24 protein-coding genes are annotated in these 26,205 nt (G+C 47.6%); 17 read left to right on the top strand and 7 right to left on the bottom strand.

From position 1 onward, the window contains the following. Positions 1–689: 689 nt before the first annotated feature. From rhuM to BUB73_RS13825, 6 genes are all read left to right on the top strand, one after another. Positions 690–1,631, top strand: a complete 942-nt coding sequence (rhuM, locus tag BUB73_RS13800; protein WP_249269431.1) for a virulence RhuM family protein — start codon at positions 690–692, stop codon at positions 1,629–1,631. A gap of 165 nt (positions 1,632–1,796) precedes the next feature. Continuing rightward, positions 1,797–2,465 (top strand): type IV toxin-antitoxin system AbiEi family antitoxin domain-containing protein, encoded by a 669-nt coding sequence (locus BUB73_RS13805; RefSeq protein WP_175552223.1) that lies wholly within the window; start codon positions 1,797–1,799, stop codon positions 2,463–2,465. Then, a complete protein-coding gene (locus tag BUB73_RS13810) occupies positions 2,462–3,310 on the top strand; it encodes a nucleotidyl transferase AbiEii/AbiGii toxin family protein (protein WP_073286717.1) in 849 nt (282 codons plus the stop codon). Before BUB73_RS13805 ends, BUB73_RS13810 begins: the two co-directional genes overlap by 4 nt. A 251-nt stretch (positions 3,311–3,561) precedes the next feature. After that, the gene (locus BUB73_RS17405) at positions 3,562–3,711 is read left to right on the top strand and encodes a hypothetical protein (protein ID WP_170932345.1); all 150 of its coding nucleotides are present in this window, start codon (positions 3,562–3,564) and stop codon (positions 3,709–3,711) included. Beyond that, the gene (locus BUB73_RS13820; RefSeq protein WP_073160105.1) at positions 3,704–4,702 is read left to right on the top strand and encodes a PLP-dependent cysteine synthase family protein; all 999 of its coding nucleotides are present in this window, start codon (positions 3,704–3,706) and stop codon (positions 4,700–4,702) included. The genes BUB73_RS17405 and BUB73_RS13820 overlap by 8 nt, the downstream gene beginning before the upstream one ends. A gap of 88 nt (positions 4,703–4,790) precedes the next feature. Beyond that, positions 4,791–6,197: a lanthionine synthetase LanC family protein gene (locus BUB73_RS13825; RefSeq protein WP_073286723.1), complete on the top strand. Its 1,407-nt coding sequence runs from the start codon at positions 4,791–4,793 to the stop codon at positions 6,195–6,197. Positions 6,198–6,283: 86 nt separating this feature from the next. On the opposite strand, the gene BUB73_RS13830 is transcribed toward BUB73_RS13825, so the two are convergent. Continuing rightward, positions 6,284–7,729: a MocR-like pyridoxine biosynthesis transcription factor PdxR gene (locus tag BUB73_RS13830; RefSeq protein WP_073286726.1), complete on the bottom strand. Its 1,446-nt coding sequence runs from the start codon at positions 7,727–7,729 to the stop codon at positions 6,284–6,286. 117 nt (positions 7,730–7,846) lie between these two features. Here BUB73_RS13830 and pdxS point away from each other — a divergent pair, with 117 nt between their 5' ends. The 6 genes from pdxS (at position 7,847) to BUB73_RS13860 (ending at position 13,473) form a co-directional block, all read left to right on the top strand. Beyond that, entirely contained in the window at positions 7,847–8,737 is an 891-nt protein-coding gene (gene pdxS / locus BUB73_RS13835; RefSeq protein WP_073237052.1) for a pyridoxal 5'-phosphate synthase lyase subunit PdxS, read from the top strand. Positions 8,738–8,781: 44 nt separating this feature from the next. Then, on the top strand, positions 8,782–9,390 hold the full coding sequence (gene pdxT / locus BUB73_RS13840; RefSeq protein ID WP_073160215.1) for a pyridoxal 5'-phosphate synthase glutaminase subunit PdxT: 609 nt from the start codon (positions 8,782–8,784) through the stop codon (positions 9,388–9,390). Between the two features lie 37 nt (positions 9,391–9,427). Beyond that, positions 9,428–10,798 carry a sodium:solute symporter family protein gene (locus BUB73_RS13845; protein WP_073286728.1) on the top strand — a complete coding sequence of 457 codons (1,371 nt, stop codon included), beginning with the start codon at positions 9,428–9,430 and terminating at the stop codon, positions 10,796–10,798. Positions 10,799–10,891: 93 nt separating this feature from the next. Next, entirely contained in the window at positions 10,892–11,836 is a 945-nt protein-coding gene (locus BUB73_RS13850; protein WP_073286730.1) for a LysR family transcriptional regulator, read from the top strand. 25 nt (positions 11,837–11,861) lie between these two features. Further along, the gene (locus tag BUB73_RS13855) at positions 11,862–12,617 is read left to right on the top strand and encodes a tRNA threonylcarbamoyladenosine dehydratase (protein WP_073237043.1); all 756 of its coding nucleotides are present in this window, start codon (positions 11,862–11,864) and stop codon (positions 12,615–12,617) included. Next, entirely contained in the window at positions 12,610–13,473 is an 864-nt protein-coding gene (locus BUB73_RS13860; RefSeq protein WP_073237041.1) for a tRNA lysidine(34) synthetase, read from the top strand. The genes BUB73_RS13855 and BUB73_RS13860 overlap by 8 nt, the downstream gene beginning before the upstream one ends. A 16-nt stretch (positions 13,474–13,489) precedes the next feature. Here BUB73_RS13860 and bioD read toward each other — a convergent pair whose 3' ends face one another. Both bioD and BUB73_RS13870 read right to left on the bottom strand, forming a co-directional pair. Continuing rightward, a complete protein-coding gene (bioD, locus tag BUB73_RS13865; protein ID WP_073286734.1) occupies positions 13,490–14,191 on the bottom strand; it encodes a dethiobiotin synthase in 702 nt (233 codons plus the stop codon). 36 nt (positions 14,192–14,227) lie between these two features. Then, positions 14,228–15,529 (bottom strand): aminotransferase class I/II-fold pyridoxal phosphate-dependent enzyme, encoded by a 1,302-nt coding sequence (locus BUB73_RS13870; protein WP_073160125.1) that lies wholly within the window; start codon positions 15,527–15,529, stop codon positions 14,228–14,230. Positions 15,530–15,645: 116 nt separating this feature from the next. Between BUB73_RS13870 and BUB73_RS13875 the strand changes: the two genes are divergently transcribed. From BUB73_RS13875 to BUB73_RS13885, 3 genes are read left to right on the top strand one after another with little or no spacing between them, the layout of a single operon-like run. Beyond that, positions 15,646–16,227, top strand: coding sequence for a TetR/AcrR family transcriptional regulator (locus BUB73_RS13875; RefSeq protein WP_073237032.1), 582 nt, complete (start codon positions 15,646–15,648; stop codon positions 16,225–16,227). A 47-nt stretch (positions 16,228–16,274) separates the two neighbouring features. Further along, a complete protein-coding gene (gene fabF, locus BUB73_RS13880) occupies positions 16,275–17,528 on the top strand; it encodes a beta-ketoacyl-ACP synthase II (RefSeq protein ID WP_073286737.1) in 1,254 nt (417 codons plus the stop codon). A gap of 40 nt (positions 17,529–17,568) precedes the next feature. Then, complete coding sequence (locus BUB73_RS13885) at positions 17,569–18,927, top strand: Na+/H+ antiporter NhaC family protein (protein ID WP_073286740.1); 1,359 nt, start codon at positions 17,569–17,571, stop codon at positions 18,925–18,927. Between the two features lie 188 nt (positions 18,928–19,115). On the opposite strand, the gene BUB73_RS13890 is transcribed toward BUB73_RS13885, so the two are convergent. Continuing rightward, positions 19,116–20,714, bottom strand: a complete 1,599-nt coding sequence (locus BUB73_RS13890; RefSeq protein WP_073286743.1) for a right-handed parallel beta-helix repeat-containing protein — start codon at positions 20,712–20,714, stop codon at positions 19,116–19,118. Between the two features lie 396 nt (positions 20,715–21,110). Beyond that, positions 21,111–21,671: an FISUMP domain-containing protein gene (locus BUB73_RS13900; RefSeq protein WP_073237021.1), complete on the bottom strand. Its 561-nt coding sequence runs from the start codon at positions 21,669–21,671 to the stop codon at positions 21,111–21,113. Positions 21,672–22,046: 375 nt separating this feature from the next. Between BUB73_RS13900 and BUB73_RS13905 the strand changes: the two genes are divergently transcribed. Beyond that, on the top strand, positions 22,047–22,883 hold the full coding sequence (locus BUB73_RS13905) for a ZIP family metal transporter (RefSeq protein WP_073160137.1): 837 nt from the start codon (positions 22,047–22,049) through the stop codon (positions 22,881–22,883). A gap of 15 nt (positions 22,884–22,898) precedes the next feature. Further along, positions 22,899–23,513 (top strand): class I SAM-dependent methyltransferase, encoded by a 615-nt coding sequence (locus BUB73_RS13910; protein ID WP_073237018.1) that lies wholly within the window; start codon positions 22,899–22,901, stop codon positions 23,511–23,513. A gap of 64 nt (positions 23,514–23,577) precedes the next feature. Here BUB73_RS13910 and BUB73_RS13915 read toward each other — a convergent pair whose 3' ends face one another. Together BUB73_RS13915 and BUB73_RS13920 are read right to left on the bottom strand one after the other, a co-directional pair. Beyond that, the gene (locus BUB73_RS13915; RefSeq protein WP_073160140.1) at positions 23,578–24,507 is read right to left on the bottom strand and encodes an alpha-E domain-containing protein; all 930 of its coding nucleotides are present in this window, start codon (positions 24,505–24,507) and stop codon (positions 23,578–23,580) included. A 169-nt stretch (positions 24,508–24,676) separates the two neighbouring features. Beyond that, positions 24,677–26,167, bottom strand: a complete 1,491-nt coding sequence (locus BUB73_RS13920) for a circularly permuted type 2 ATP-grasp protein (protein WP_073286746.1) — start codon at positions 26,165–26,167, stop codon at positions 24,677–24,679. Between the last annotated feature and the right edge of the window lie 38 nt (positions 26,168–26,205).

The following is a 26,205-nucleotide window of genomic DNA, read 5'->3' on the forward strand; positions in this document are numbered from 1 at the left end:
GGGAGCAAGAAACTGCGATGTCAAAACAAGCAAAGAAAACGCTCGCAAACGCACGTGTGGATACACGCACGAATTCCCCGGGCACCGAATGGATACAGTACGCCCAGGGTACAGCATGGCCTATGCAACCATAGGTCAACGAACGTTTGCTTTATTGTAGAACCGTGAAAGTGTCGAAGTTTCAAGCAACAACAAGAGCAAACCCAGCAAGAGCTGTTCTTGTCGCAAAACTTCCACACGATTTAAACGAAAAAAGGCGTGAGGTTGAATGCATCTACTCGCTTGGGGCCTTCGACTGCCTGGTTCAAATAAACGCAAACAACCCACGCCCCAAAAGCGTGCCGTAAACACGGCAGCTAGTGCATAAAGCACCAAAAGGGTCGCATTGCGCACAGGCAGATATAACAAAATGCATGTAGCAAAACGATGCCATTAGGCAAAGCCCAATAGCAAGCGTGAGCGTCGCCTTATCCAAGAACCATGAAAGTGTCGAAGTTTCAAGCGTGGACAAGAGCAAAACTCTTTATGTACACGGGGAATATAGATAATCCTGCATGTCAGTAGGTGTCACTCAAATTTTTTCAGCGCACCTATTGCCCATTTTTATAAAATTGGTTATATTTTGTTCACTAGAACATTTGTGCATTAAATTTGTGTTTTTTTCCAGCCTGTAACACAAAGGAGTAAATATGGAAGAGAAAAATATGCAGGCGGCTGGTGAAATCATTTTTTACCAACCCGAGGGCGAATCTAAACTTCAAGTATATCTTGAAGATGAGACAGTTTGGCTGACAATAGATCAGATGAGCGACCTGTTTTTAAAGTCACGATCAACGATTAATGAACATATTCTAAACGCATTCAAGGAAAAAGAATTAGACAAAAGCGAAGTTATGAGAAAAATCGGAAATTCCGATTTTTCTACCAAGCCCACGAACATTTACAATTTAGATGTAATTATTTCCGTTGGCTATAGGGTTAAATCCGTTCGTGGCACACAGTTCCGTCGCTGGGCCAATCAGGTTCTAAAAGATCATCTTCTGCGCGGAGCAAGCGTAAACCAACGCTTTATGCTGACTGAAGAGCGAGTTGACAGGCAACTGATTAATCACGAAAAACGTTTGGACGAGCTCGACTCAAAAGGCATGGAAACGAGCACTCGCCTAGCCACTCTCGAAAAGCAGGTGGACTTTTTCGTCAAGGCAAACCTGCCTCCCAGTGAGGGCATTCTGAACGCAAAATCCTGGTGGAGTGGGTACGAATTCGCTTGCCAGCTGGTGCGTTCCGCAAAGGAAGAAATCATCGTCATCGATCCTTTTGCAGACGATGTCGCACTCTCACTTGTTGCCAAGAAGTCTGCGGTTGTAAATGCGTTCGTCTATTCCGGGCATGTAAACCGACATCTGCGAGAGGAAGAAGAACGACTGAATCGTCAATTCCCAACCGTAAAACTCGAAGGCATGCAGAATGTTCATGACAGGTTCATCATCGTGGACGAGACCGTTTATCACATCGGTTCATCCCTCAACGAACTCGGGAAAAAACTGACCGCATTCTCCATATTGAATTTCATTTCAAAGCAGCAATTGTTAGAAATGGTGTCGCAGGCGTCAGGAAAAAAGAACGGCTAAAGTTTTAAAGTGGTCGAATTTGACAACTTTATGAAGATTTATCGCAATGTTACTGATTTCCGTTATATTAACAAATTCTTGACGCGTTCTAAAATCACGTTAAACCCATTGAATTCGAGGGGTTTAAAATGTGGTTTGAGTGATTGTAACACAAAGGAGAGTCGCTTGCTTGAAAATATAGATATTGACTTTTGCTACAATAAATTTTATATTATTGTAGTGAAAGTAAAGAAGAGTCATAACGCAATTGTAGAAACTATCGAAAGTATCGCCAAGGCTAACGGTGGCGTGGTTTCTACCGCCAACGCTGAAAAACAGGGCGTTTCCAGGGCCGTTCTTTCCCAGATGGCTGCAAATGGTGACTTGGACCGCGTCGCAAAGGGATTCTATGTATTGCCCACCGAGCTTCCTGATGAGCTGTTCATTCTCAGTTTGTGTTCTCCAAACATTGTGTTTTCACATGAAACGGCTCTGTTTTTAAATGGCATTACTGAACGAACGCCGGTGATTCATACCTTCACTCTTCCAAGGGACAAAAGGCTTTCTTCCGCGTTTTCAAAGGAATGCACAATTCATTATGCTGAAAGGGAGTCGTGGAACATCGGCAAAACCGAAATCAAAACGCCTATGGGAAATTTGGTTCCCTGCTTTGATGCGGAAAGAACTATTTGTGATCTTATCAAGTACAAAAAAAAGTTCGATCCAGAAACCTACATTGCATCGTTGAAAATGTACGCAAAGATGCAGACAAAAAATCTTCAACATCTTTCTGAATATGCCCAAAAACTTGGGATTGTGGAGAAGGTTCGCGATGCGCTGGAGGTATTGCTGTGAAACAAAGAGGCGCAAAGGCGACTAGCTTAAAAGCTAAAATCAAGAACATTGCAAAAGAGAAAAGAGTTGCTCCACAATTGATTTTGCAAAATTTCATGATGGAGCGCTTTCTCAATCGAATTGCGACTTCTAGTTACAAGGACTGCTTCATTATCAAGGGCGGTTCCTTAATTTCGGTTATCCTTGGAATAGAAAATAGAACCACGATGGATATTGATATGACATCCCGAGGTTTTTCCTTTAACGAAAAAAACGTACAAGGTATTATCCAAGATATTAGTCTGATTGATTTGCAAGATGATTTTTTTTTCGAAATAAAGAAATGCGAACCAATTCGAGAAGACGATGCTTATGGTGGATTCCGAGTTTTTATTGACGGCTTCTACGAATCAAAAATTTTAGTAGTCCCTTTTGCGATTGACATTACCACCGGAGATGTCGTGACTCCCGAACCCCAAAAACGATCCTGGGTTAATCTATGTAATGCACAGGAAAGTTTTGAATTGTGGACTTATACGCTAGAAACAATAGTCGCAGAGAAAATTGAATCCATTTTAAGTAAAGGCGTTTTGAACACTCGTCCTCGTGATTTTTACGATGTGTATATGCTCAGTAAGCTTAAAAAGTTCAATGGGAAAAGATTCTCTTTAGCTTTAAAAAAGACTTGCGAACACAGGAAATCCTGGGACCAAGTTAAAAATGCGGTAGAACATTTTGTGGACATTGAAAATAGCGGTAGTCTCAAACAATTTTGGGAACGCTATGCTAAAAGCAATTCGTATGCTGCAAATATCGGTTATAACGATATTGTTGCAGTAATAAAGAATCTACTGACTGCGATATAGTCAAACCCTATACCCAACCCTAGAAAAATAGTATTATAACTATCCCTTGCCAGATGGCAGGGGTTTTCTATTTTTATTCCTACAAGATTGATAGGGAATTAGAAAATGTTTTCAAGTTCACCTAAGCATTCGAAGGGGTTCATTATGTGTAGTGACTGTCGAATGCCGAAAGGCATGCAGAAGGATAGATAACTGCTTCGCTCAAATATCAAAAGTCCTTGATGGTTTGGTCAAAGCAAGTAGTTAATCAAGTGGAAAAACTTAAGGACGAAAGACCTGGCGCGGTGCCGGGCGAAAATCAAAATCAGAAAATCGGGCCGAATGATGTCGGCAAAAAAAGGTTGAACAAACCGGTTTCTGAGTATTGCCAAATCAAAAAAAAGGATTTCAAACATGTCTAAGATTCATAAGTCTATTGCAGAACTCGTTGGCCACACTCCTCTTGTTGAACTTTCCAATTACGAAGAAAAGTATGGTCTTAAGGCTCACATCATTGGTAAGCTGGAATACTTGAACCCCACCGGCTCCGTGAAGGACCGCTTGGCTCTGGCCTTGATCCAGGATGGTGAACGTCGCGGCCTGATTAAGAAGGGCGACACTCTTATTGACGTGACTAGCGGTAACACGGGCATTGGCCTTGCCGGTATCGGTCACGCTCTTGGTTACGAATTCGAACCTTATCTGGAACCGGGCACGACTATCGAACGCGTCCAGATTTTTGAAGGCTACGGCTTGAACGTAAAGTCTTTCTACGATATCGAAGAAGTCAAGGATTTCGAAAAGACGGGCCTGGTGCTTGATGATTTGATTGATGGTATCAAGCGCATCGCCAAGGAAAAGGGGTTCTATTATACTGGTCAGACTGTAAACGAAGCCAACCAGGAATTCCATTTCAAGACTACCGGCCCAGAAATTTGGGAAGACACGGATGGCAAGGTGGATTACTTTGTTGCAATGGGCGGTACTGCCGGCACCATCGTGGGCACTGGCCGCTATCTTCGCGAAAAGAATCCTGGCGTAAAAATTGTGGGTGTGCAGGCTGCAAAGAGCTCCCGCCCGGATAGCCCCGACTTTACTGGCCATATCGTAGATGGAACCTTGCCTTTGCATGGTGTGGCTGAACCTCTTGTGCCTACCCTCATCAAGACCAATCGCGATAACGGTTTCCAGTTCGACGAAGTCATCGACATCAAGGCGGAAGACGCTTACGCAACTGCACAGGAAACTGCAAAGACCGATGGCCTCTTCCTGGGAACTTCTGCTGCCGCCGCCCTTACCGCTGCAATCCAGATTGCAAAGCGCCCTGAAGCTGCCGGCAAGAACATCGTGGTGATTTACCCCGATAACGGTTACAAGTACCTTTCTACGGAACTGTACAAGAAGCAGAAATAGTGGTTAGTGATTAGTGGCTAGTGGTTGGTTTGATTTTTGTGTACTAACCACTAAATACTGCTTACTTATTAATGGGAGAATTAATCAAATGAAATTGAATTTTGTACAGAATATTGCGTTGAAGACTGCGAAGTCTACTGAAGATTATTTGGAATCCGTTCTCCAGATTGTGAAGTATCTGAAGAATAACGAAGTGGTAACGCCGCAGGGAAAGTACTGGAAGGTAAGTCCGGAACCGGGTAACGAATACGCTGGTGATCTGATGATTACCCCCAAGGGCCTTTACGCAGGCTCGGCTGGTATCGGCCAGTTTTTCTTGCAGCTTTTCGAAGTGACGAAAGATGAACAGTATTTGCAGGAAGCGAAAGATGCCGCGGAATACATTCTGAATACCTACGAAGGTGTAAAGTTCTTCAAGGATGTTTTGGAAGGTGCCGAAGGCGGCATCTGGCCTGTAAAAGGCTGGGGTACCAGCGTCTATGCGTCTCCGGCGGGTCAGGCCATCTTTTTGGATCAGCTTTACGCACATGTGAAGGATGAACGCTACCGCAAGTTCCTGATTCAGTCTGCCGATGATGCGATCGCTGCAGGTCATGATGACGGAAAGATTCTTCACTGGTCCACGGAAGCGGACTTGATGGCTGACGGTTCCTACGCTTTCTTCTTCCTGTATGTTTACCGCAAGACCGGTGACGAAAAATATCTGGAAGCTGCAAAGCGCGTAGTCGCCTTTACGGACACTCGCATCACTTACGCCAAGGAAGGCGGCATTTACTACAAGAATGTTGACCTCACGTTGGTTGGCTGGAAGTCCAAGGAATCTGCATTCCCCAACTTCAGTCACGGTGCTGCAGGAACGGCTTTCTTGAATGTTCTTCTTTACGAAGAAACCAAGGATCCTGCTTATCTTGAAAAGGCGAACGAAGTTGTGAAATTCCTGGCTGCTATTGCAGAAGGTGACGAAAATGGAGCGTTAATCCCGTACCTCTACAATCCTGAATTAGGACGTTTCCATGACTTCTATTACCTTTCCACTTGCCATGGCCCTGTGGGAACCTCGATCCTGTTCCGCAAACTTTACGACGTGACCGGCGATAAGGAAAATCTCCAGTGGGTTGACCTTCTGACTAAGGGGATTCTGAAGGCTGGTGCTCCGCTGAAACATACTCCGGGGTACTGGAACAGTTACTGCCTCTGCTGCGGTGCCCCGGGCGTTTTGGCTCACTTCGTAAAGACTGCTGAAGTTCTTGGAAAGGATTCCTACATCGAACAGGCGAAGGTTACTGCCGATAAGCTGCTGGGCGATTCCTATAACGATGACAAGGGCCGTCGCTGGTACGCCGCATGGACCCGTAAGATTCCAGGCTTTGTGGAAACTTACACCGGCCTTTACGATGGCGCAGCTGGCGTGGGATCTGCACTCCTGTACCTTTACGCCCACGAAAAGAATATCAAGATTAAGACGGAAACGTTGGAATACCTGTTCCTGAAATAATCTCTGAAAATTAAAAATCCGTACAACAAAGGGAACTCCCGGGTAATGAAATCCGCCTGGGAGTTCTTTTTTTTACGTTCTTGTTCCTACATCCCCATGGCAACTTCGTACAAAATATTCAATGCTTTTGCGATTTTGTTTTCGGGGAGGTCGGAGTAGTTGATGATGAACTGGTGCTCGCTGGGGGTGGCCTCTGTGTAGTAATCGGAGAGGGCGCCGATGCGAACGCCTTTTTCGTTTGCCTGCTTGCAGAATTCTTCGTCGGAAAGGGCGGTGTCGATTTTCAAGATGAAATGGAGGCCGGCGTCTTCTTCAGCGATGGTGGAGATGGCGGTCAGTTTGCTTTTGCGGATGGCTTGGAGCAATGTGTCGCGGCGGCCGCGGTAGGCGTTGCGCATGCGGTTGATGTGCTTTTCAAAGGAGCCGTCGCTGATGTACTTTGCAAGCACCAGCTGTTCCAAGGTAGAAACGGTGCAGGTGTAGAAGGAAAATTCCTCCTTGTACTTTTGGGCAAGGCTCTTGGGCAGCACCATGTAGCTGATTCGCGCAGAAGATGTAAGAGTCTTGGAGAATGTGTTGATGTAGATGACCTTATCGGATACGTCAATGTTTTGCAGCGTGGAGATAGGGCGACCGGTCATGCGGAATTCGCTATCGTAGTCGTCTTCTACGATGTAGCGGTTGCTGGATTTGGCGGCCCAGCTCAGCAGTTCGTAACGGCGGCTTACAGGCATCACAATACCTGTGGGATAATGATGACTGGGGGAGATGTGAATGACGTCGGTGCAGGTTTCTTCCAACTGGTCGATGATGACTCCGGAGTCGTCCAGCGGAATGAAATTGCAAGTGACATTCATCTTGCGGTAGATTTTTGAAATCTTGCTGTAGCCGGGATCTTCTACGCCGTACTTCTTGTTAAATCCCAGAATCTGGACGATGAGACCGTACAGATAGTCTGTTCCTGCGCCAACGATAATCTGCTCCGGATCCACGTTCATATTGCGGAAACCATTGAGCATGTCGGCGATAGCCTTACGCAATGGGTATACGCCTCCGTAGGGAGCGCGTTCCAGAAGTTCCATCTGATTTTCGCAAAGGACCTGACGCGTGATTTTTGCCCAGGTGCTGAAGGGGAACATTTCGGGATTTCCCAAATTGTTGGAGAAGTCCACGAAGTGTTTCTTGGATTGTTTTGCACTGCGGGATTTTTGAACCAGGGAATCAAATTTCTGAGTGTTGCGAGCTTCGCGGGATTCCTTGAAGTCGTGCTTGATCTCAGTCTGGGCGATTTTCAGTTTGGATACGAAATAGCCTTTGCGAGGTTCCGTGTAGATGTAACCTTCGGCCAGCAATTGGTTGTAGGCGGTTTCTACGGTAATGAGGCTGATGCCCATTTGCTTTGCCAGAGAACGTTTAGACGGTAATTTCTCTTCGGCTTCCAACTTGCCGTTCAGAACATCATTCTTGATACTCTTATAAAGGAAGTGGTAGAGGGTATCGCTGCCCACGTTTTCGATGTTGTAGCTAAGCATTTTTATCTGGTCCTAAACTGGTCTTATTCTGGTCTTGTTAAAATAATAGAAAATTGAATATTTAAAGAGGTCAGTTTTTAGGGTATTTTTGTGCTGTTTTTAAAAGTGAGGTAAAAAATGTCTGAACAGAATTACATTGCAGAACGTTACGAATTGAACAAGAATCTTGCTCAGATGCTGAAGGGTGGTGTGATTATGGACGTAACCACTCCGGAACAGGCAAAGATTGCAGAAGCTGCAGGTGCTTGCGCCGTGATGGCCCTGGAACGTATTCCGGCTGATATCCGTGCTGCCGGTGGCGTGAGCCGTATGAGTGACCCGAAGATGATCAAGGGTATCCAGGAAGCTGTTTCTATTCCGGTGATGGCTAAGTGCCGTATCGGTCATTTTGCCGAAGCTCAGATTCTTGAGGCTATTGAAATTGACTACATCGACGAAAGCGAAGTTCTTTCTCCGGCCGATGATATTTACCACATCAACAAGCGCGATTTCAAGGTTCCCTTCGTTTGCGGAGCCAAGGACTTGGGTGAAGCTCTCCGCCGTATCGAAGAAGGTGCTTCCATGATTCGTACCAAGGGTGAACCGGGTACGGGTGACGTTGTCCAGGCTGTTCGCCACATGCGCTTGATGCAGCAGGAAATCGCTCGCCTCACTTCTATGCGTGAAGACGAACTGTACAACCGCGCCAAGGAACTTCAGGTATCTTACGCTCTGGTAAAGTACGTTCACGATAACGGTAAACTGCCTGTTGTGAACTTCGCCGCTGGTGGCGTGGCAACTCCCGCAGACGCTGCGCTCATGATGCAGCTGGGTGCCGAAGGCGTGTTCGTAGGTTCTGGTATTTTCAAGTCTGGCAATCCGGTGAAGCGCGCTCAGGCCATCGTGAAGGCCGTGGCCAACTATAAGGATGCAAAGCTCATTGCTGAACTTTCCGAAGACCTGGGCGAAGCCATGGTGGGCATCAACGAACAGGAAATCGCACTCCTCATGGCTGAAAGAGGTAAATAATGAGCGATACCAAAACTGTACAGAACCCGGCAGCGGCTCGTCCCCTGCGTATCGGTGTGCTGGCGGTACAAGGTGCGTTTATTGAACACGAACAGATTCTCACAAAGCTTGGCGTAGAGACCTTTGAAATCCGGCAGAAGTCAGACCTGGAAGCTCCCGCAGGATCAAACCGACCTTCGAATCGTCCTTTCGACGGTCTGATTCTCCCCGGTGGCGAAAGCACCGTGCAGGGCAAGCTGTTGCGGGATTTGGATATGTTCGAACCGCTGTTGAGATTGATTCAGGATGGGCTTCCTGTTTTTGGAACCTGCGCCGGTCTCATTCTCTTGGCGGAACGTTTGAGCAATGACGGCAATGTGTATTTCGGTACCTTGCCTGTGACTGTTCGGCGTAATGCCTACGGCCGTCAGCTGGGAAGTTTCTTCGCGGAGCGAGCCTTCCGTGGAATTACGGATGAAGCTACGGTTCCCATGACTTTCATTCGTGCGCCCTTGATCGAAAAAGTTGGGGATGGTGTGGAAATCCTTGCCGAGGTAAAAGGCGAAATCGTTGCTGCCCGCTACAAGAACCAGCTTGGAATTTCTTTCCATCCGGAGCTGAACGAGGACACTCGTATTCACCAGTACTTCGTGGATATGTGCCTTGGGGAATAACCTATATTTCGTCGTGGAATTGTAAGGGAATTTCGCTGTGAAGCTTCTTCTAATATATTTCTTCGTCCTTGGATTTATCTGCATTCGCGATTTATTCAAGGTGAAGAATTTTGATGATTATGTGGTGGCGGGTCGACGTCAGACCGCCCCTTTTGTGTTTACGAGCTTGATGGCCACGGTCCTTGGGGCTAGCGCCACAATCGGTATTGCTGCCCGTGCGGAATCCATCGGCTTTGCGGCGTCCTGGTGGCTTGGTGTAGGTGCCGTCGGCTTCTGGTTTCAGGCTGCTTTTTTAAGCAAGCCAATTCACGATCTTGATGTGCGTACCCTTCCGGAACTTGCGGAAAAAACAGTAGATAGGACTGGCCGAAAATTGGTAGGCCTGATTATTGCTGTTTCCTGGGTTGGAATTATTGCGGCTCAGTTTGCTGCGGTAGCTGGATTTATTGGACTGGTGTTAGGTCATGATGCAGGTGCTTTGTCGGTGGTTGTAACGGCGGCCATCGTTATTGTGTACACCTTGCTGGGCGGGCAACTTTCTGTTGTGCGTACTGATGCCTTGCAGTTTGGGATTTTGACGCTGGGTTTTGCTGCTTCCGCGATTTATTTGCTTGGTGGATTTGCGGATGTTTCTGCTGCGACCGCTTTAAATGCGACCGCTTCTGGAATTTCAAATTTCGATTTTTCGTTATTGAATGAAAAGTTTGGTGCTGCTGATCTTGCCATGATGCTTTTTACTGTGGGCGGGGCCTACTTCTTGGGACCTGACGTAATTTCAAGAAACTTGGTGGCGAAAGATGCGGGGGCGGCCCGAAAGGCTGTGGTGGCGGGAAGTTTCGCCATTCTGATTTTTAGCGTGATTATTGTATTGCTGGGAATGTGGGCGGCACAGTATGCTCCTGATGTGGCGGGCTCAAAGACCAATGCCTTGTTCCGTTTGGCTTCTGGCGTTTTGCCTTTGCCCTTGGCTGCGCTTTTGTCGGTGGGGCTTCTTTCGGCGTTGTTGTCTTCTGCAGATACTTGCCTTATAAATTCTGCGGCTATTTTCGGAAGCGACATTTTGAATACCCGCCGCATCGCCGTGGTGAGAATTCTTGTGGTGGTCATTGGTTTGGTTGCCATGGTTTTGGCTTTAGGTGGAAAGGATATTATCGGCCTTTTGACCATGGCTTATTCTGTCTACACGCCGGGAATTGTGGCTCCCTTGGCGGTGGCTGTCATATCCCATAAGAAGTTTGAAATCCGTAAGCCTCTGTGGTACACTGGAGTTTGCCTTGGCGGTTTGTTTGGGCTGATCCCTGCCATACTTTCTTCGGCTGTGAATTTTGTGACGCCTGCATATTTGCCTCATATTGGAATTTTTGTGTCGCTTTTGTTCGCCTTGGCTGGTTTGAAACGTCGAAAATAAGTGTGTTTTTAAAATATTCCTATTGAAACTATAGGGAAATTAAATCTATTTAACTATATTTATTGTAGTTTGAATTTGTTATCTGGAGAAATCATGACCCTTCAACAACTTCGCTACGCCATTGGGATCGCAAAAGTTGGCTCCTTCAACAAGGCCGCTGAAGCCCTGTTTATTTCCCAGCCTTCTTTGACTGCGGCTATCCACGACCTGGAAGATGAAATTGGCATCATGATTTTTAATCGCTCCAGTCGCGGTGTGACCCTCACTCCCGAGGGTGAAGAATTCATTGCCCACGCCAACGAGCTTTACCACCATTACGAAACCATCCAGGAACGTTACAGCAAGGAAGAACAGAAGAAGAAAAAGTTTGCTGTTTCTACCCAGCATTATTCCTTTGCCGTGAAGTCTTTTGTGGAAATGGTGAAAAAGTTCAACATTGATGATTACGAATTTGCCCTTCGCGAAACCAAGACCAAGGATGTCATCGATGACGTTACCGGCCTGCGCAGCGAAATCGGTATTTTGTACCTTAGCGATTTTAATCGCAAGTACATCAACTATCTGTTGAAGGAACACGACCTGGAATTCCATAAGCTTATTGATTGCCATGCCTTTGCCTACATGTGGAAAAATCATCCGCTGGCAAATAAGAAGTCGGTGAACCTGGATGATCTTTCCCTATACCCCTGCCTTTCTTTTGAGCAGAGCGAAAGCGGTAACTATTATTTCGCTGAAGAAATTTTAAGTACAAATGAATATCATAAGACCATCAAGGCCAATGACCGTGCCACCATGCTGAACTTGATGGTGGGCCTGAATGGTTACACTCTCTGCTCCGGCATTATCAGCGAAGAAATCAACGGATCCGATTATGTAGCTGTTCCCTTTAAGGATGCCAAGGGCGAAGATGACCGTACCATGGAAATCGGCTACATTACCAAGAAGAACTTTATGCTCAGCACCATTTGCCGAATCTATATTCGCGAATTGGAAGAGTATCTGCAGACATATACTTCTGGGAAGGCTGTTCAGGAATAACGGACGTATTTTTTAAATTTACGTCATGCCTCTGAATACCGATATTTTCAATCGCACTATTCGCCTTGTGGGCGATGAAACCATGAATGTCATTGCGCAAAAGCGTGTGATTATTTTTGGTGTTGGCGGCGTGGGAAGTTGGTGCGCCGAAAGCTTGGTGCGTTCAGGTATTCATCACTTGACCATGGTGGACTCCGATAACGTGAGCGTTACCAATGTGAATCGCCAACTTATGGCAACCACGAAGACGGTTGGCCAGGTAAAGGTTGAAGTTTTAAAACAGCGTCTGCTTGAAATTAATCCAGATGCTCAAATTGAGACTCGTGCGGAACTGTATAGCGAAGAAACGGCCGCCTCTTTTCATCTTGAAGATTATGATGTCATTATCGATGCCATCGACAGTCTCGAAAACAAGATGCACTTGATGCTTGCGGCTTCTAAAACAAAGGCCAAGGTCTACGCTTCCATGGGGGCTGCCCTCAAGATGGATCCTACAAAAATCCATGTGGCGGAATTCTGGGATGTAAAGGGGTGCCCGTTGGCCCGCGCCCTTCGCGACAAGTTCAAGAAAAAACAATTGCGCCCGTCTAAAAAAATCAAGTGCGTGTACAGCGAGGAACTGCTGAAAAATTTAGGTGGCATTCCCGAAAATGATGGCGCTCCTGCAGAGTTTCACAAGGTGGCCTATAACGGGACCATGGCCCACGCCGTGGCTATTTTCGGTTTTACCATTGCCGGCTTGGTGATGCAGGATATTTGCGGGAGGCAGCGGAATGGCTAAGCGTGAACTTACGTATGTGCAGAAAGTGGAACGGAGCATTTCGACCACTTATCGTGAACGTCTGTGGACGCCCTTCATTAATGCCATTAAAACCTACAAGCTGATTGAGGAAGGGGACCGCATTGCAGTCTGCATTTCTGGCGGCAAGGATTCCATGCTGCTGGCGAAACTGATGCAGATGCTGCAGCGTCATAGCGATTGCAATTTTGAAATTCAGTTTTTGGTGATGGATCCCGGATACAATGCCGAAAACCGCGCCCAGATTGTGAAGAATGCCGCTCTTCTGGAAATCCCCATCCAGATTTTTGATACCAATATTTTTGATGTGACCTACAAGACCGAAAAGTCGCCTTGCTATTTGTGCGCCAAGATGCGCCGTGGTCATTTGTATCGCATGGCTATGGATGCGGGCTGCAACAAGATTGCCTTGGGCCATCATTTTTCGGATGTTATCGAAACTACGGTTTTGGGCATGTTTTATGGCTCGCAATTGCAGGGTATGATGCCGAAACTTCGTAGTCAGAATTTTGAGGGCATGGAACTCATTCGCCCCATGTACTGTATTCACGAGCAGGATATTATTGCCTGGCGTAACTATAACGAACTTGAATTTATCCAGTGTGCCTGCCGCCTTACTTTAAACACGGTGGTGAACGACGATGGTTCCAGCAACAGCAAGCGCAAGGAAATCAAGGAACTGCTGAAGAATCTGAAGAAGATCAACCCCAATATCGAAAAGAGCATCTTCAACAGCATCCATGCGGTTTGCATTGAAACATTCCCGGGCTATAAAGCCAACGGGGAGCAGCATTCCTTCCTGGAATGGTTTGATGAAAATAGAAACATATTAGACTAGTACAGCTGACTTTTAATTAAAAGGGGGTGGTGCCTAGGTCGGTATCGCCTTCTTTTATTTTTGCAAGAATGGGAAGTCCAGTCAGTTCCTGCATCATGAAGATGTTGTCGTCTTCCATTTGCATGTTGCCGCTGATACCGTAACGGTTTACGATGATGCCTCGGATTTGAAGACCGCGGGCTCTTGCGTATTCCACTGTCAGAACGCAGGAATTGATACTGCCTAGGGCTGCCGTGGTGACAATCAGCAGAGGAAGATTCAGTTCCTTCATGATGTCGGTCAGGAACAGCTTTTGAGGCTCGCTGGATTTGCCGCTAGTTGCGTCTGCGTTGGGGGTATCGTAACGGATGGGACAGATGATGCCACCGCTTCCCTCGGCGAAAATGAAATCATGTCGGTGGGAGGCTTTGTCAAAGTCGGCACGGACTTGCGGGAGTTCTACGGGATTACCTTCCATGCGGGTGGCGAGATGCGGGGAAACGGGTTCCTTGTAGACGTAGCTGACCAATTCTTCCTGAGTGTCGGGGAGGTTGGCGATTCGTTTTACGTAGTCGGCGTCGCCGGCGATCCATTTGCCGTCGCGTAGTTCAGCTCCGCTGAGGGCTGCCTTATAGTAGCCTGCATCAATTCCTGAGTTACGCCATTTTTTTACGAGAAGGGCGGTTACAAAAGTTTTGCCGACGTCGGTTCCTGTTGCTGTTACGAAATAACCATTCATAGTTAGTAAGAAGTAGACGGTAGAAAGTTGGTAGTTTTAGTGGGGGCGGGTTAGGACTGCAGCGATTGCCGTTGCTGCGTCTTGTAATTCTTCTTTCGTGTGAGTGGCCATGAGGCTGGCGCGCAAACGAGCCTGGCCCTTGGCTACGGTGGGGTAGCGGATGGCGGGAATCAAGATTCCCTTTTCCAGAAGTTCTGCGGAGGCGCGGAGGGCTGCGGCTTCGTCACCAATGATAATGGGGATGATGGCGGATTGCGGGGCGATTGCAGATTGGTTGCTGTCGGGAATCGCTCCGGCCTTCTGAAGAGCGTCCCAGAAAATTTTCACATTTTCTTGAAGTTGCAAAACGCGTTCCGGATGGTTTTCGATGAACTTCAGATTGTTTGCGGCGGCTTGTGCCATGGCTGGGGACATGGCAGTGGTGAAAATAAAACTGCGAGCCTTGTTGCGTAAAAAGTCTATGAGTTTCTGCTTGCCCACAACGAAACCGCCTTCGCATCCAATGGCTTTGCTCAAGGTGCCTACGGTAACATCGGCGTGCTCGCAGGGGATGCCCATGTCGTTAAAATGTTCTGCAAGGCCGCGGCCTGTTTTTCCGATAACACCTGTGGCATGGGCTTCGTCGATCATCAGGAGGCAATTGTTTTCTTTTGCGATTTTTTGCAATTTCGGAAGATTTGCTAAATCGCCATCCATGCTGAAAACAGCGTCGGTTACGATGAGGAGGCGGGTTGCTACTTTTTCGTAGGGCTGTGCTGCGCGGGCTTCGCTAATGACTCGTTGTAGGTCTGCCATGTCATTGTGCTTATAGACAATACATTTGGCTTTTGAAAGTCGGATGCCATCGATGATGCTGGCGTGATTCAGTTCGTCACTAAAGACGATACATTCGCTGATTATTTTTGACGGGATGCCGTTTTCGTCTTGACGTTCATAAACCTGTTTGCTGCATAGTGCCGAGATTACTCCGACATTTGCCATGTAGCCGGTGCCAAACGTAATGGCTGCTTCTTCGCCCTTAAAGTCGGCCAGGGCGCTTTCCAGTTCTTCGTGGGGAGTCTTGTTTCCTGTGGTAAGGCGTGCGCCGCCGCTACCTGTGCCCCATTTCAAAACGGCGTCGGCTGCGGCCTTCTTAAGAGAAGGCTCGTTGCATAAATCCAGATAGGAATTGGAGGCGAGAAGAAGAGTGCTCTTTACTGTATCGGACGCGTTTTGCGCGCCTGCAGCAATTTGAACGTGACTGGCTTCGGGACTTTCTAAAAGTCGCATGGTTCGGTAGGTGTGAGCCTCTTGCATACCCTGCAAAACATCATCTGTAAAATCGTTAAGAATTGACATGTTTTACCTTAAGCCAACGTTTTTGTTTGATGAATTTAGAAAACTCTCGGCGTGGTATTTTGAAGTTTTGTTGACAAAGGACGGACGAAGAGATTATAATTATACAGATGCAAAAAATGAAAGAAAATTCACGGGTTCTAAAGACGAAGAAAGTCCTGAAAGGAGCGGTTGTCGACTTGCTTAAGGAAGGTGATGCTTCCTTGATCAACGTCTGCTCTATTTGTGAGAGGGCAAAAGTTAACCGCACGACTTTTTATAATCACTATCAGGATAAAGATTCTCTGCTTGAAGAAATGGTGCTTGACACGGTTGACGCCTCCTGTGATTTTATGAAGGCCTTTTTAGAAAAGAACAATCCTGGCCTCGCCATGACGCGCATGCTTCAATACTATCGCGACAATGACGGATTTTTCTTAACCTTGATGAAGACGGATTATGGCGGTACTTTTGTAAAGCTGATGATTGAAACTATCTGGAAGCAGAACTGTCACTGGTATAAGGAAAAAGGGGCTGCCTTGAATGACTACGTTTATTATCGCATTGTGTTCAAGGTGTCGGGAATTATTTACATGATTATTCACTGGCTTGAAGAAGGTGCGAAAATATCTCTTCCCACGATGTCCAGTTATATAATTAGTTTCATTGCCGGAAAACCAACAAAGCAATACCCAAGTGTTGATTTAAAGAAAAAAAGTTGAAATCAACAAGGTGTTGAAAATGGTAAATCTGTAGTATCTTTCTTTAAATGGAAAAAAGAAGAGTTGTTATTACAGGTATGGGTGCCGTTTCACCTCTCGGTCACAATGTAGGCGAATTGTGGAATGCCATTAAGAATTGTAAATGTGGTGTTGAAAGGATAACTCTTTTTGATCCGACTTCTAACCCGGTGCAGATTGCGGCCGAGGTGAAAAATTTTAATCCTGCTGACCATGGAATTTCTCCGAAGAAGGCTTCTCGCATGGGACGCTTTACTCAGTTCCTTCTGGCGGCTTCCCATGAGGCTGTGAGGGATGCGAATCTTTGCCGTGAAATTCTTGAAGATGAAAAGACGGGTGTCATTGCGGGAAGTGCGATTGGCGGCATGGATGTAATTGACCAGTCCTTCAATCTGTATGTGGAATCCGGAAAAAGAAAAATTTCTCCGTTTGATGTGGCGAGACTTATTCCCAATGAATGTGTCGCCAACGTTTCTATGGAGCTGGGGATTACAGGTTGCGCCTGGGTGGTTTCGTCTGCCTGTGCTTCGGGGACGGACGCGGTGGGAACCGCTCTCAAGGCAATCCGCTATGGCGATCTGGATGTCTGTCTTGCCGGTGGTGCAGAAAGCTGCGTTACGGATTATGCTATTAAGGGCTTTGCCAGTATGCGGGCCCTGACGACCCGTTTTAACGATTGTCCGCAAAAGGCTTCCCGCCCCTTTGATAAGGCTCGCTCTGGATTTGTAATGGGGGAAGGTGGTGCAGTTCTGGTTCTAGAAGAACTTGAACATGCCAAGGCCCGCGGGGCAAAAATTTATGCGGAGTTGGCCGGCTATGGTGCAAGCGCCGATGCCTATCATATTACTTCACCAAGGCCCAATGGTGATATGTGCGCCAGGGCTGTACGCCATGCCTTGCGTGATGCGGGTGTTCTCGCCGAGGATGTCGATTACTACAATGCTCACGGAACTTCTACCGTGATGAATGACTCGACGGAATCTCAAATGCTGCTGAATGTTTTTGGTAATCATGCTAAAATGAAAATGAAAATTTCCAGCACCAAGGGGATGACGGGCCATTGCATTGGTGCCGCTGGCGCTTTGGAAGCGGTGATTTCGACCATGGCCATTCATGATTCCTTCTATCCTGCGAATATCAATTGCGATAACCAGGATGAGGCCTGCGATATCAACCTGGTGGATGGTAAGGGTTTTGCTGGGAATATCGATTGTGCGGTTTCTGCTTCGCTTGGCTTTGGCGGACACAACGGCGCCTTGGTTCTGAAAAAATTCAAGGGCTAGCGATTTTCTAAATTGATAGTCCTTTTTGAGGGCTGTTGATTTGGTTGAATTAATTATTCTTGCTGTTTTCTGCGTAGCGTTGTTTGCGTCCCTTTTGACGGGCGCTCCTTTGCTGTACGCGCTGGCCTTTGGGCTGGTACTTTTTGCGGGCTACGGTGTGCGTTGTTGCGGCCTTCGCGAAACTTTGAAAATGTGCTGGAATGGCGTGAAGACGGCCCGCGGCATTCTGCTGTTGTTTGTTCTGCTGGGACTCTTGACTTCTATGTGGCGTGCTGCGGGAACGATCCCTACGGTGGTCAGTTTTGCGGTGGAATTGATTCGTCCTGAAATTTTTGTGCTGCTGACTTTCGTGTTGAATTCCGCCATGTCCCTCTTGACGGGGACGGCTCTCGGAACTGCGGCCACCATGGGCGTGATTTGTGCGACTATCGGACGATCCATGGGGATGGATGGCGTTTCGGATTCGGCGTGGATCGGCGGCGCTGTTTTGGCAGGCGTCTATTTCGGTAATAGAATTTCTCCCATTTCATCCATGGCGCTTTTGACTGCGGGAATTACGAAGACGGATATTTACCAGAACATCCGTGATATGGTAAGGACCACTTGGTTGCCGTTCTTGATGAGCTGTGTGGTTTATTTTGCGGCTGGGATGAATGTTGATGTTACAGCCGGTGTTGCGGGTGCTTCGGGTGTTGTAGGGACTTCCGGGGTCCCGAATGTTGCTGAACTTTTTGCCAAGGATTTTTCGCTGTCATTGTGGAGCCTTATGCCGGCTGCGGTGATTGTCGTGCTTTCTGTAGCCCGTGTACGTACTAGTCTTGTGCTGCTGTGGAGTTCTGCTTCGGCTTTTGTTTTAGCGCTTGTAATTGAAAATCAGACTTTTATTGATTTGCTTAAATCAATCATTTTTGGTTATAAAACAACTGTTCCCGAAATTGCCAAGATGGTAAATGGGGGAGGTCTTCTCTCCATGGTAAATGTTTTCTTGATTGTTGTAATCGCAGGTTGTTGTGGCGGCATATTTAAAGGTACGTCGTTGCTTCAACCTGTCAAATCAAGAATCGAAAAAATGTCCCAAAATACCAATCCCTTTGTGGCTACTTTGGCTTGTGCGTCTCTGGTGTCCTGCGTAGTCTGCAATCAGACCCTCACCATCATTTTGACAAACCAGATGACAGAAAATCTAGGTGCCAAAAATCAGGCGCTGAACCTTTATGATACGGCTGTTACTGTGATTGCGTTGGTGCCTTGGTCTGTAGCCACGGTCATCGTGTTGAATGCGGTACAGGCACCCAATAGCGCTGTTCTTTGCGCTTGCTTTTTATATCTGGTGCCGGTTTGTAGAGTGATGATTGGGCTGTGTGGGAAAAAAGGCGGTGTAAACGGAGATTTTTTCTAATTTCCACTGCCTTTTTGTTATTTTGTTTGTGTTTTTAGCCCTTGATGGGAACGGAAAATGTGTTTTAGGAGGCTTTGGGCCTTTGAAAAACCTTTTTTTATCCGCTTGATTTAGTGTAACGTAATGAAAAGGCGGTGGAAAAGGCTTGTTTTTGCCTGTTTCCACCGCCTTTTTGACGCTACTCGATTTTATTTCGCGATTAGGTATTGTGAATTTCTCTTTAGAGTTTCTGCGATGGATCTTCCGTGCAGTTGCTCTGCTTGAAATTTACCCTGGTAGCGGCCTTGCAGGTCGAAGACCGTGACGTTCCCCCATATACGCGGAGACTTGGCGATGCTCTTTGCAATGGGCTTTATGCTGCTAGTGGAACTGAGACCGTATTCATAAGCACCCAAATCTGGAGCTTTACCTGTAAATTCCAATCCCACATCTTCGCCCTTGTCAATAGCGCGGCTGCCTTTTTTCAACCTCAAGAAGCCCACGTAGGGAATGCTTCCGTCAGCATTTCTAGGTCCTAAAATTCCAGGAATCTTGGAAAGGTCTTCGCCTGTTACAGTCATGCTGGGGTCGTCGAGACTTTCGAAATCAGATTCGTCTAAATCCAGTTTTAAGTTCCAGGTATTATTTTCGCCTGCGGCACAATCTTCGTCATGCCCCTTGTCGCTGTCATCGATTTTTACCCAGCATACACCAACTTGGGAATTCAAATTTGGGAAAGCAATGTTGTTTTTCAGTACATGAGCGTTATCGCCCGTCAATACGGCAACATCGGCGAGACGGTGACCTTCTGCATCGAATGTGGTAGATGCCATGTTGAAAGCACGTTGTTCATTTTTGAATGACGTGTTGTTGATCCACTGAGTTCCTGCGCCTGTGTAGTTTGCGTAAAAACCGAAGGTTTCGTTTTTCCAGGCAACGCTATTTCGAATGATATGGTGTCCGCCGCCAAATGTGCTTTCGCCCATCTTGAATCCGGAACCGTTTCCGTTTTTCGGCATCTTTGTACCATAGTCACTGTAACCGCTTCCCATGGCGTAGCTGTTTTCTACAACAACAGGAAATTCCTGATTGATAAAGTCGTAGGCGTCGTCGCTGTTCCACCAGGAACGGCAACCGAAAAATTTTGTGGTGTCGCCGTCATACTGATAATGTACGCCAAAGCCGTCGGCATTTTCACCATCGCCCTGACGACCTGTTGGGTCGTAATTGTCATGGGCATCACAATTCAAGAATAGATGGCCACCGCCGTTGAGCCCTCTTCCGCCTTCGTTCACGAAGAATCCCGGACCCGCATTGTGATGGCTTTCCATCTGTTCCAAAATCACATGTTTGCATCGGGTAACGTAAACGCCCGAATTGGAATTATGCTTCATGGGAACGTTGCGAACTTCGATTCCCTTCAGGTGCAAGTAGCTGGCGTAAATCAAAATGCCTGCAGTGTATTCCAGATCCGTAGATGAAGTGGTTTTGTCAAGAGCCTGGCCAATGGGAAGGTTGGTGCCGTCGAAAATAGGACGTTCTCCAGGGTAAGCGAAATAGTGAATGCGCTTGTCGTCGCTTTCACCGCTGGTGGTTAACAAAACTCCTGCAGACATTCTGGCGCGTTCGCAATAGGATGTGTCTCGCATTTCGTAGACGCCGCCGCGAATCCATACGGTATCGCCGGGAGTTACCACGGAGTTAGCCTGTTTCAGTGTGGCGAAAGGCTTTTCCTTCGTTCCCTTGCTTTTGTCATTACCGTCAACGGCTACATAATAGGTTGCACCAAATGCCTGGACTGCGGTCAAGGCTGACGCTAGTACGAATGCGAATCTTTTGTCCGTAAATACCTCCATTCTTTATTTGTATTATAAAAAAATAGGAGGGTGTTGTCGGAGGATTAAAGTCAAACTAGTTGGATTCGTCCTTGAGACAGCGGACGGATTCTCCAGACGTCTTTAAATGACCCCTATTCATGATTGGGACGTAGTAAGCAAACTCATCAACGTGGTAACCATAAAAGGCTTGGTAGTTGAAATGTGTTGTGCCAAAATCCATCGTAGTAATGAAGATTGCGTTGTGTGGGTCGTTTCTAAACAGACCGTTGTTTTTTGAACTATTGGAATTTGATAATGTTTTGAAGCGAATTCCTGCAGGCAGTTTTGTATCCGGGTGAATTTTATTTTCCCAAAGAGAGTCTGATTTCATCTGGACGTCATAGGGAACTTGTGGATTCCGCCGCCGCACCAACTGGAGTCAACTCTAAAATTCAGATTCTGGGCCATCCAGGTTTGTTCTCCGATGGTGACCATCTTATAAACTTGCCTATCGCGGGGATCGGTGAAATAGTCGTAAAGTTTGCCGTTTTCGCAAAGCTGAACTTCCTTGTCGTAGACGATGCCTGCGCACACGTCCTTGATTTCTCCCTCGTCGCAGATCTGAGTGTTGGCGTCATAGGATCTGCCGTTGCAAATAGCAGGATAAAGAACCTGAGAAGAATCACCGCAGGTAAGGGTGACTGAACCATCTCCGTTGTCTTTGGAAGTGCAGTCAATGATGGTGTCGTTGACAGTGACTGTGTCCTTGACTGTGACCGTGTCGCTCGAAGAAATGGTGTCGCGGATGTTTACTGTATCGCGGACATAGACCGTGTCGATTCTGGTGAATTCTTTTTGTTCAGAATCGGTGGCAGAATTGACGCTGGTGGAATCGTCGCAGGACGCAAAAAGTAGAGCAGCGGTAACTGCAGCTATATAGAATTCCAAACACCTCATGTAGGCAAAGATTGAAAAAAGAAAAGCTGTTAAAGGGGTGTCCTGATGCTGGCTGTGACTTCTGGAATTTGCTTTAGTTGGTACTATGGAATTGTATTTTGCTAATTTAGATATTATGAAAAAAAATTGGGGATATTTCGTCTGTGTTGGATGTTTTGTTCGGCTGAAAAGACCAAGGAAATTCAACAAAGACGCATGGACAATGACCGCGCCTCGAAAAGTGGTTATTTGGGTGTGGCCCTTGTTTCTCCTTTTGTTGTCAAAGAAAAGGAACTGATGGGGTGCTGAAATCTGGATGAACTACGCAAATTTTGTGGGCTTCAAATTTGAGGTCCGTTTTGGAACTTATATCTTGTAGGACTCTCTATGGACATTTCTCATTACCTGCCTGTGATTTATGGAATCGGGGTTCCCTTCTTGGGGACGGTTCTTGGTGCGGCCTGCGTGTTCTTTATGAAGGGAAATTTGCGCCCCAAGGTGCAGCGTGGCATGATGGCATTTGCTGCGGGCGTGATGGTGGCGGCTTCTGTGTGGAGCTTGTTGCTACCTTCCATTGAGTCGTCGGGTGATTACGGCAAACTTGCTTTTGTTCCGCCGGTGGCTGGATTTTGGGCGGGCATTCTTCTGCTTTTCTTGATTGACAAGATTACTCCCCATTTGCATTTGGGTAGCGATTCGCCGGAAGGCCCGCGGGTGAAAATGAAACGCACGACAATGCTTGCGTTGGCGGTGACGATCCATAACATTCCCGAAGGAATGGCTATTGGTGTGGTGTTTGCGGGTTGGCTTGCTGGTATCAGCGGGGCAGTTGGTGCTGGCGATGTGGCAAGTGCGGGTGCTGCGGGAGGAATTTCCTTGGCGTCGGCGGTGGCGGTTTCTGTGGGTATGGCCTTGCAGAACTTTCCGGAAGGCGCGATCATTTCGCTGCCTTTGCGTGCGGAGGGCGAGACTCGCCTGAAGTCATTTGGACTTGGCTTTATTTCTGCGGTGGCGGAAGCAGGTGCTGCGGTGATTACCATTCTTCTGGCTGGTTTTGTTTTGCCGGCGATGCCCTATTTGCTGAGCTTGGCTGCTGGCGCCATGATCTATGTGGTGGTGGAAGAACTTTTACCCGAGGCTAACGAAGGCGTTCACTTTGACGGTGTGACCTTGCTTTTTGCCTTAGGATTCTCCCTGATGATGGTTCTGGACACAGCGCTTTAAATTAAGTTTGAACCTATGTCCAAGTTTTCTGAATATATCGGTAGTCAGTTTGGGAATCCCCGCGGTGTCGTGGGGGCGATTTGTTGCGTCATCATGAATGTCATTAACAGGGCCATGTACAAGAATACGGTGGCTCTTGTGGATGTGAAATCCGACGACAAAATTCTGGACATCGGTTTCGGTAACGGTTGCTTGCTGCAGCGACTCTATGGAAAGTTCAAGTGCGACTTGTACGGCATTGATATTTCCGAAGACATGGTGAATGCCGCCATGGAGCGAAACAAGGTGGCTGCCGATGATGGAAAACTTCACTTGCAAATCGGTGATTGCTGCGACTTGCCTTTTGACGAAGGAATATTTGCGGCGGTTACATCTATCAATACCATCTATTTTTGGAATGATACGGCAAAGGGCCTTTCTGAAATTCGCCACGTGCTGAAACCGGGGGGCATTTTTTACAATGTGGTTTACACCAAGGAATGGCTGGACAAACTTTCCTACACAAAAAAAGGGTTCAAGAAATTTGAACCTGAAGATTTGATTTCGCTGGGGAGCAATGCTAACTTTGAAAAGGTGACCGTAAAGGAAATCGTCAAAGGCAAAAGTTTCGTGGTGATGTTCAAAAAATAAAAAACGGCAGGGACATGCGTTACCAAATCCCTGCCGCGGGCCTTCGCCCATTTTGCTGTGTGGATCAGCAGAAAAAATCCTTCCAGATCTGAGTGCCTAATTCGCTAAGTCTGATTTGAGTCCGTTCGATTTCTTCGTGAAGACCCTTCCGGATAATTTCCTCGATGGTGGTGAAGGCCACATCGGAGCGGAGCTTTCCTAAAAGGCGAATGGATTCTGCGTTGCTCTTTACGGGGAAGGCGATGTTCTTCAGACAGATTTCAGCCTGTTCCAGACAATAGCGCAGGGAACGTGGGAAGTCTTCTGTCAAAAGCAGGAATTCCGTTACGTTGTATGGCGTTACATTGGAATTACGACGGTGGAACATTTCGTATGCACCGACACTTTTTAGAACGGCATTCCACTGCACCGTATCCATGGCCATGCCCACCATGCTCACATCCGGAAGGAGGATGTAGTATTTTACATCCAGAATTCGGGAAGTCTGGTCGGCTCGTTCCAACATGGTTCCCAGGCGGGCGAAATTCCAGGCGACATCGTGGCTCATGGTGCCCTGAATGATACCTACCGTCAGCTGGCTGAATTCCTTCACGCTGCTGTAAAAGGCATGGGGGGAAGCCAATGCCTGCTGGGACATTTCAGGATCGTTCAGTTTCAGGTAGAACTGATTGATGGCAATCCATAGTTCCGAAGAAATTCTTTCGCGGACGCAGCGGGCATTTTCGCGGGCGGCAGCCACGCAGGAAATAATGCTGCTGGGATTTTCCTTGTCGAAGGTAAGGAACGTCAGGGCGTTTTCAATGGAAACGTGGGCGTACTTCTTGAAAAAATCGTCAGCGTTTCCTGCGGTCTGGATTACAGGTTCCCAGGGGCGTTCTTCGCCGGGCAAGTCCAGCTGAAGCTGGAGATTGACATCGATACTTCGGGCCACATTTTCGGCACGTTCAATATAGCGGGCAAGCCAATAAATGGAATTTGCAACTCTACTAAGCATAAATTTTCCTAAAAGGTTTGAGGTTTGAGGTCGCTCAGCTTTGTTTCGCTTTTGGGTCGCACCATTCTGGTGCTTTGGGGTTAGAGAATCGCGGCTACGCCGCCTTTGTCTAGCTCTAGGGGCGTAAGCCCCGACCTCATAGCTGAAAGCCTTACGCAGTAAGGCGCGCTCACTGCTGTTGTTGTTGTTCCATCCATTGTCTGGCTTGTCCCAACTCTGGGGCCTTTTCGTTTTCGGCGATGACCCAGGTGTCCTTGCAGCCGCCACCTTGTGAGCTGTTCACCACGATGGAACCTTTGCGGAGTGCCACGCGGGTAAGGCCACCGGGGAGAATGTAGGTGTCCTTGCCTTGCACGATGTAGGGGCGCAAATCCACATGGCGACCTTCAAAACCGCCGTCCACAATGCAGGGGACGCGACTGAGTGAAATCATGGGCTGTGCGATATAGTTACGGGGATTGGCCTTAATCTTTTCCTTGAAAGCTTCGCACTCTTCCTTAGTGGACTTAGGGCCTACAAGCATGCCGTAACCGCCGGATTCGCTGGCGGCCTTCACCACCATGTTTTCGATATGGTCGATGACGTGCTGCATATGCTTGGGGTTTTCGCAGACGAAAGTAGGTACGTTGGGGATAATGGCTTCTTCTCCCAGGTAGTACTTGATAATCTGCGGTACATAAGTATATATAGCCTTGTCATCGGCAACACCGCAACCCGGCGCATTGGCCAGTGCCACGTTACCCGCCTTGTAGGCTTCCATCAAACCGGGAACACCCAGGCAGGAATCGGGGCGGAAAACTTGCGGGTCCAGGAATTCATCATCAACACGACGATAAATTACATGAACTTGTTTTAGGCCGCGAGTGGTGCGTGCAAACACTTTTTTGTCCTGTACCACCAAGTCATCGCCGGTCACCAAGTCCACACCCATTTGCTGTGCCAGGAAGGAATGTTCGTAGTAGGCGGAATTGTAGATGCCGGGGGTCAGCACCACAACCTTCGGGGTTTCAACGCCTTCGGCCAGGTATTCCAGGGCATGGCGGAGACGCGTGCAGTATTCGTCTACCGGGCGGATGGAACAGTGAGTGAAAACCTGGGGGAAGGTGCGCTTCAGAATCTGGCGGTTCTGCAGCACGTAGGACACGCCGCTGGGGCAGCGCATGTTATCTTCCAGAACATAGAAGGTGCCGTCGGTATCGCGAACCAGGTCGGTACCGGTAATGTGGGCCCAGATTCCCTTGGGCGGCACGAAGCCTTCCATCTGGGGGCGGTAAGCGGTGCATGTGTTGATGAGGCTTTCGGGGACAACCTTGTCGCGCAAAATCTTGCGGTCGTTGTAGATGTCTGTCAAAAAGCAGTTCAACGCTTCGGTACGCTGCTTAAGACCTGCTTCCAGATGTTTCCAGTCGGCGGCACTGACGATACGGGGGATGACATCGAAGGGGATGATCTTGTCCTTACCATCCTTGTTGCCATACACGGCGAAAGTGATGCCGTTGTCGTAGAAGGCTGATTCTGCAACTTTCTGACGACGCTGCAGTTCTCCTTTGGGGAGTTCGTTGATGCGGCTGATCAACGGTTCTGCCGCCGGACGGGGAGTTCCATCGGGAAGGCAGAGCTCATCGTAAAAGCCCTCGGTATTGTAGTTTCCAAATTTCATGTTCTGTTTTCCTTGTGTGTTTTTTAGGTACGAGGCTT

This window comes from Fibrobacter sp. UWH6, from assembly GCF_900142465.1.
Taxonomy (GTDB): Bacteria; Fibrobacterota; Fibrobacteria; order Fibrobacterales; family Fibrobacteraceae; genus Fibrobacter.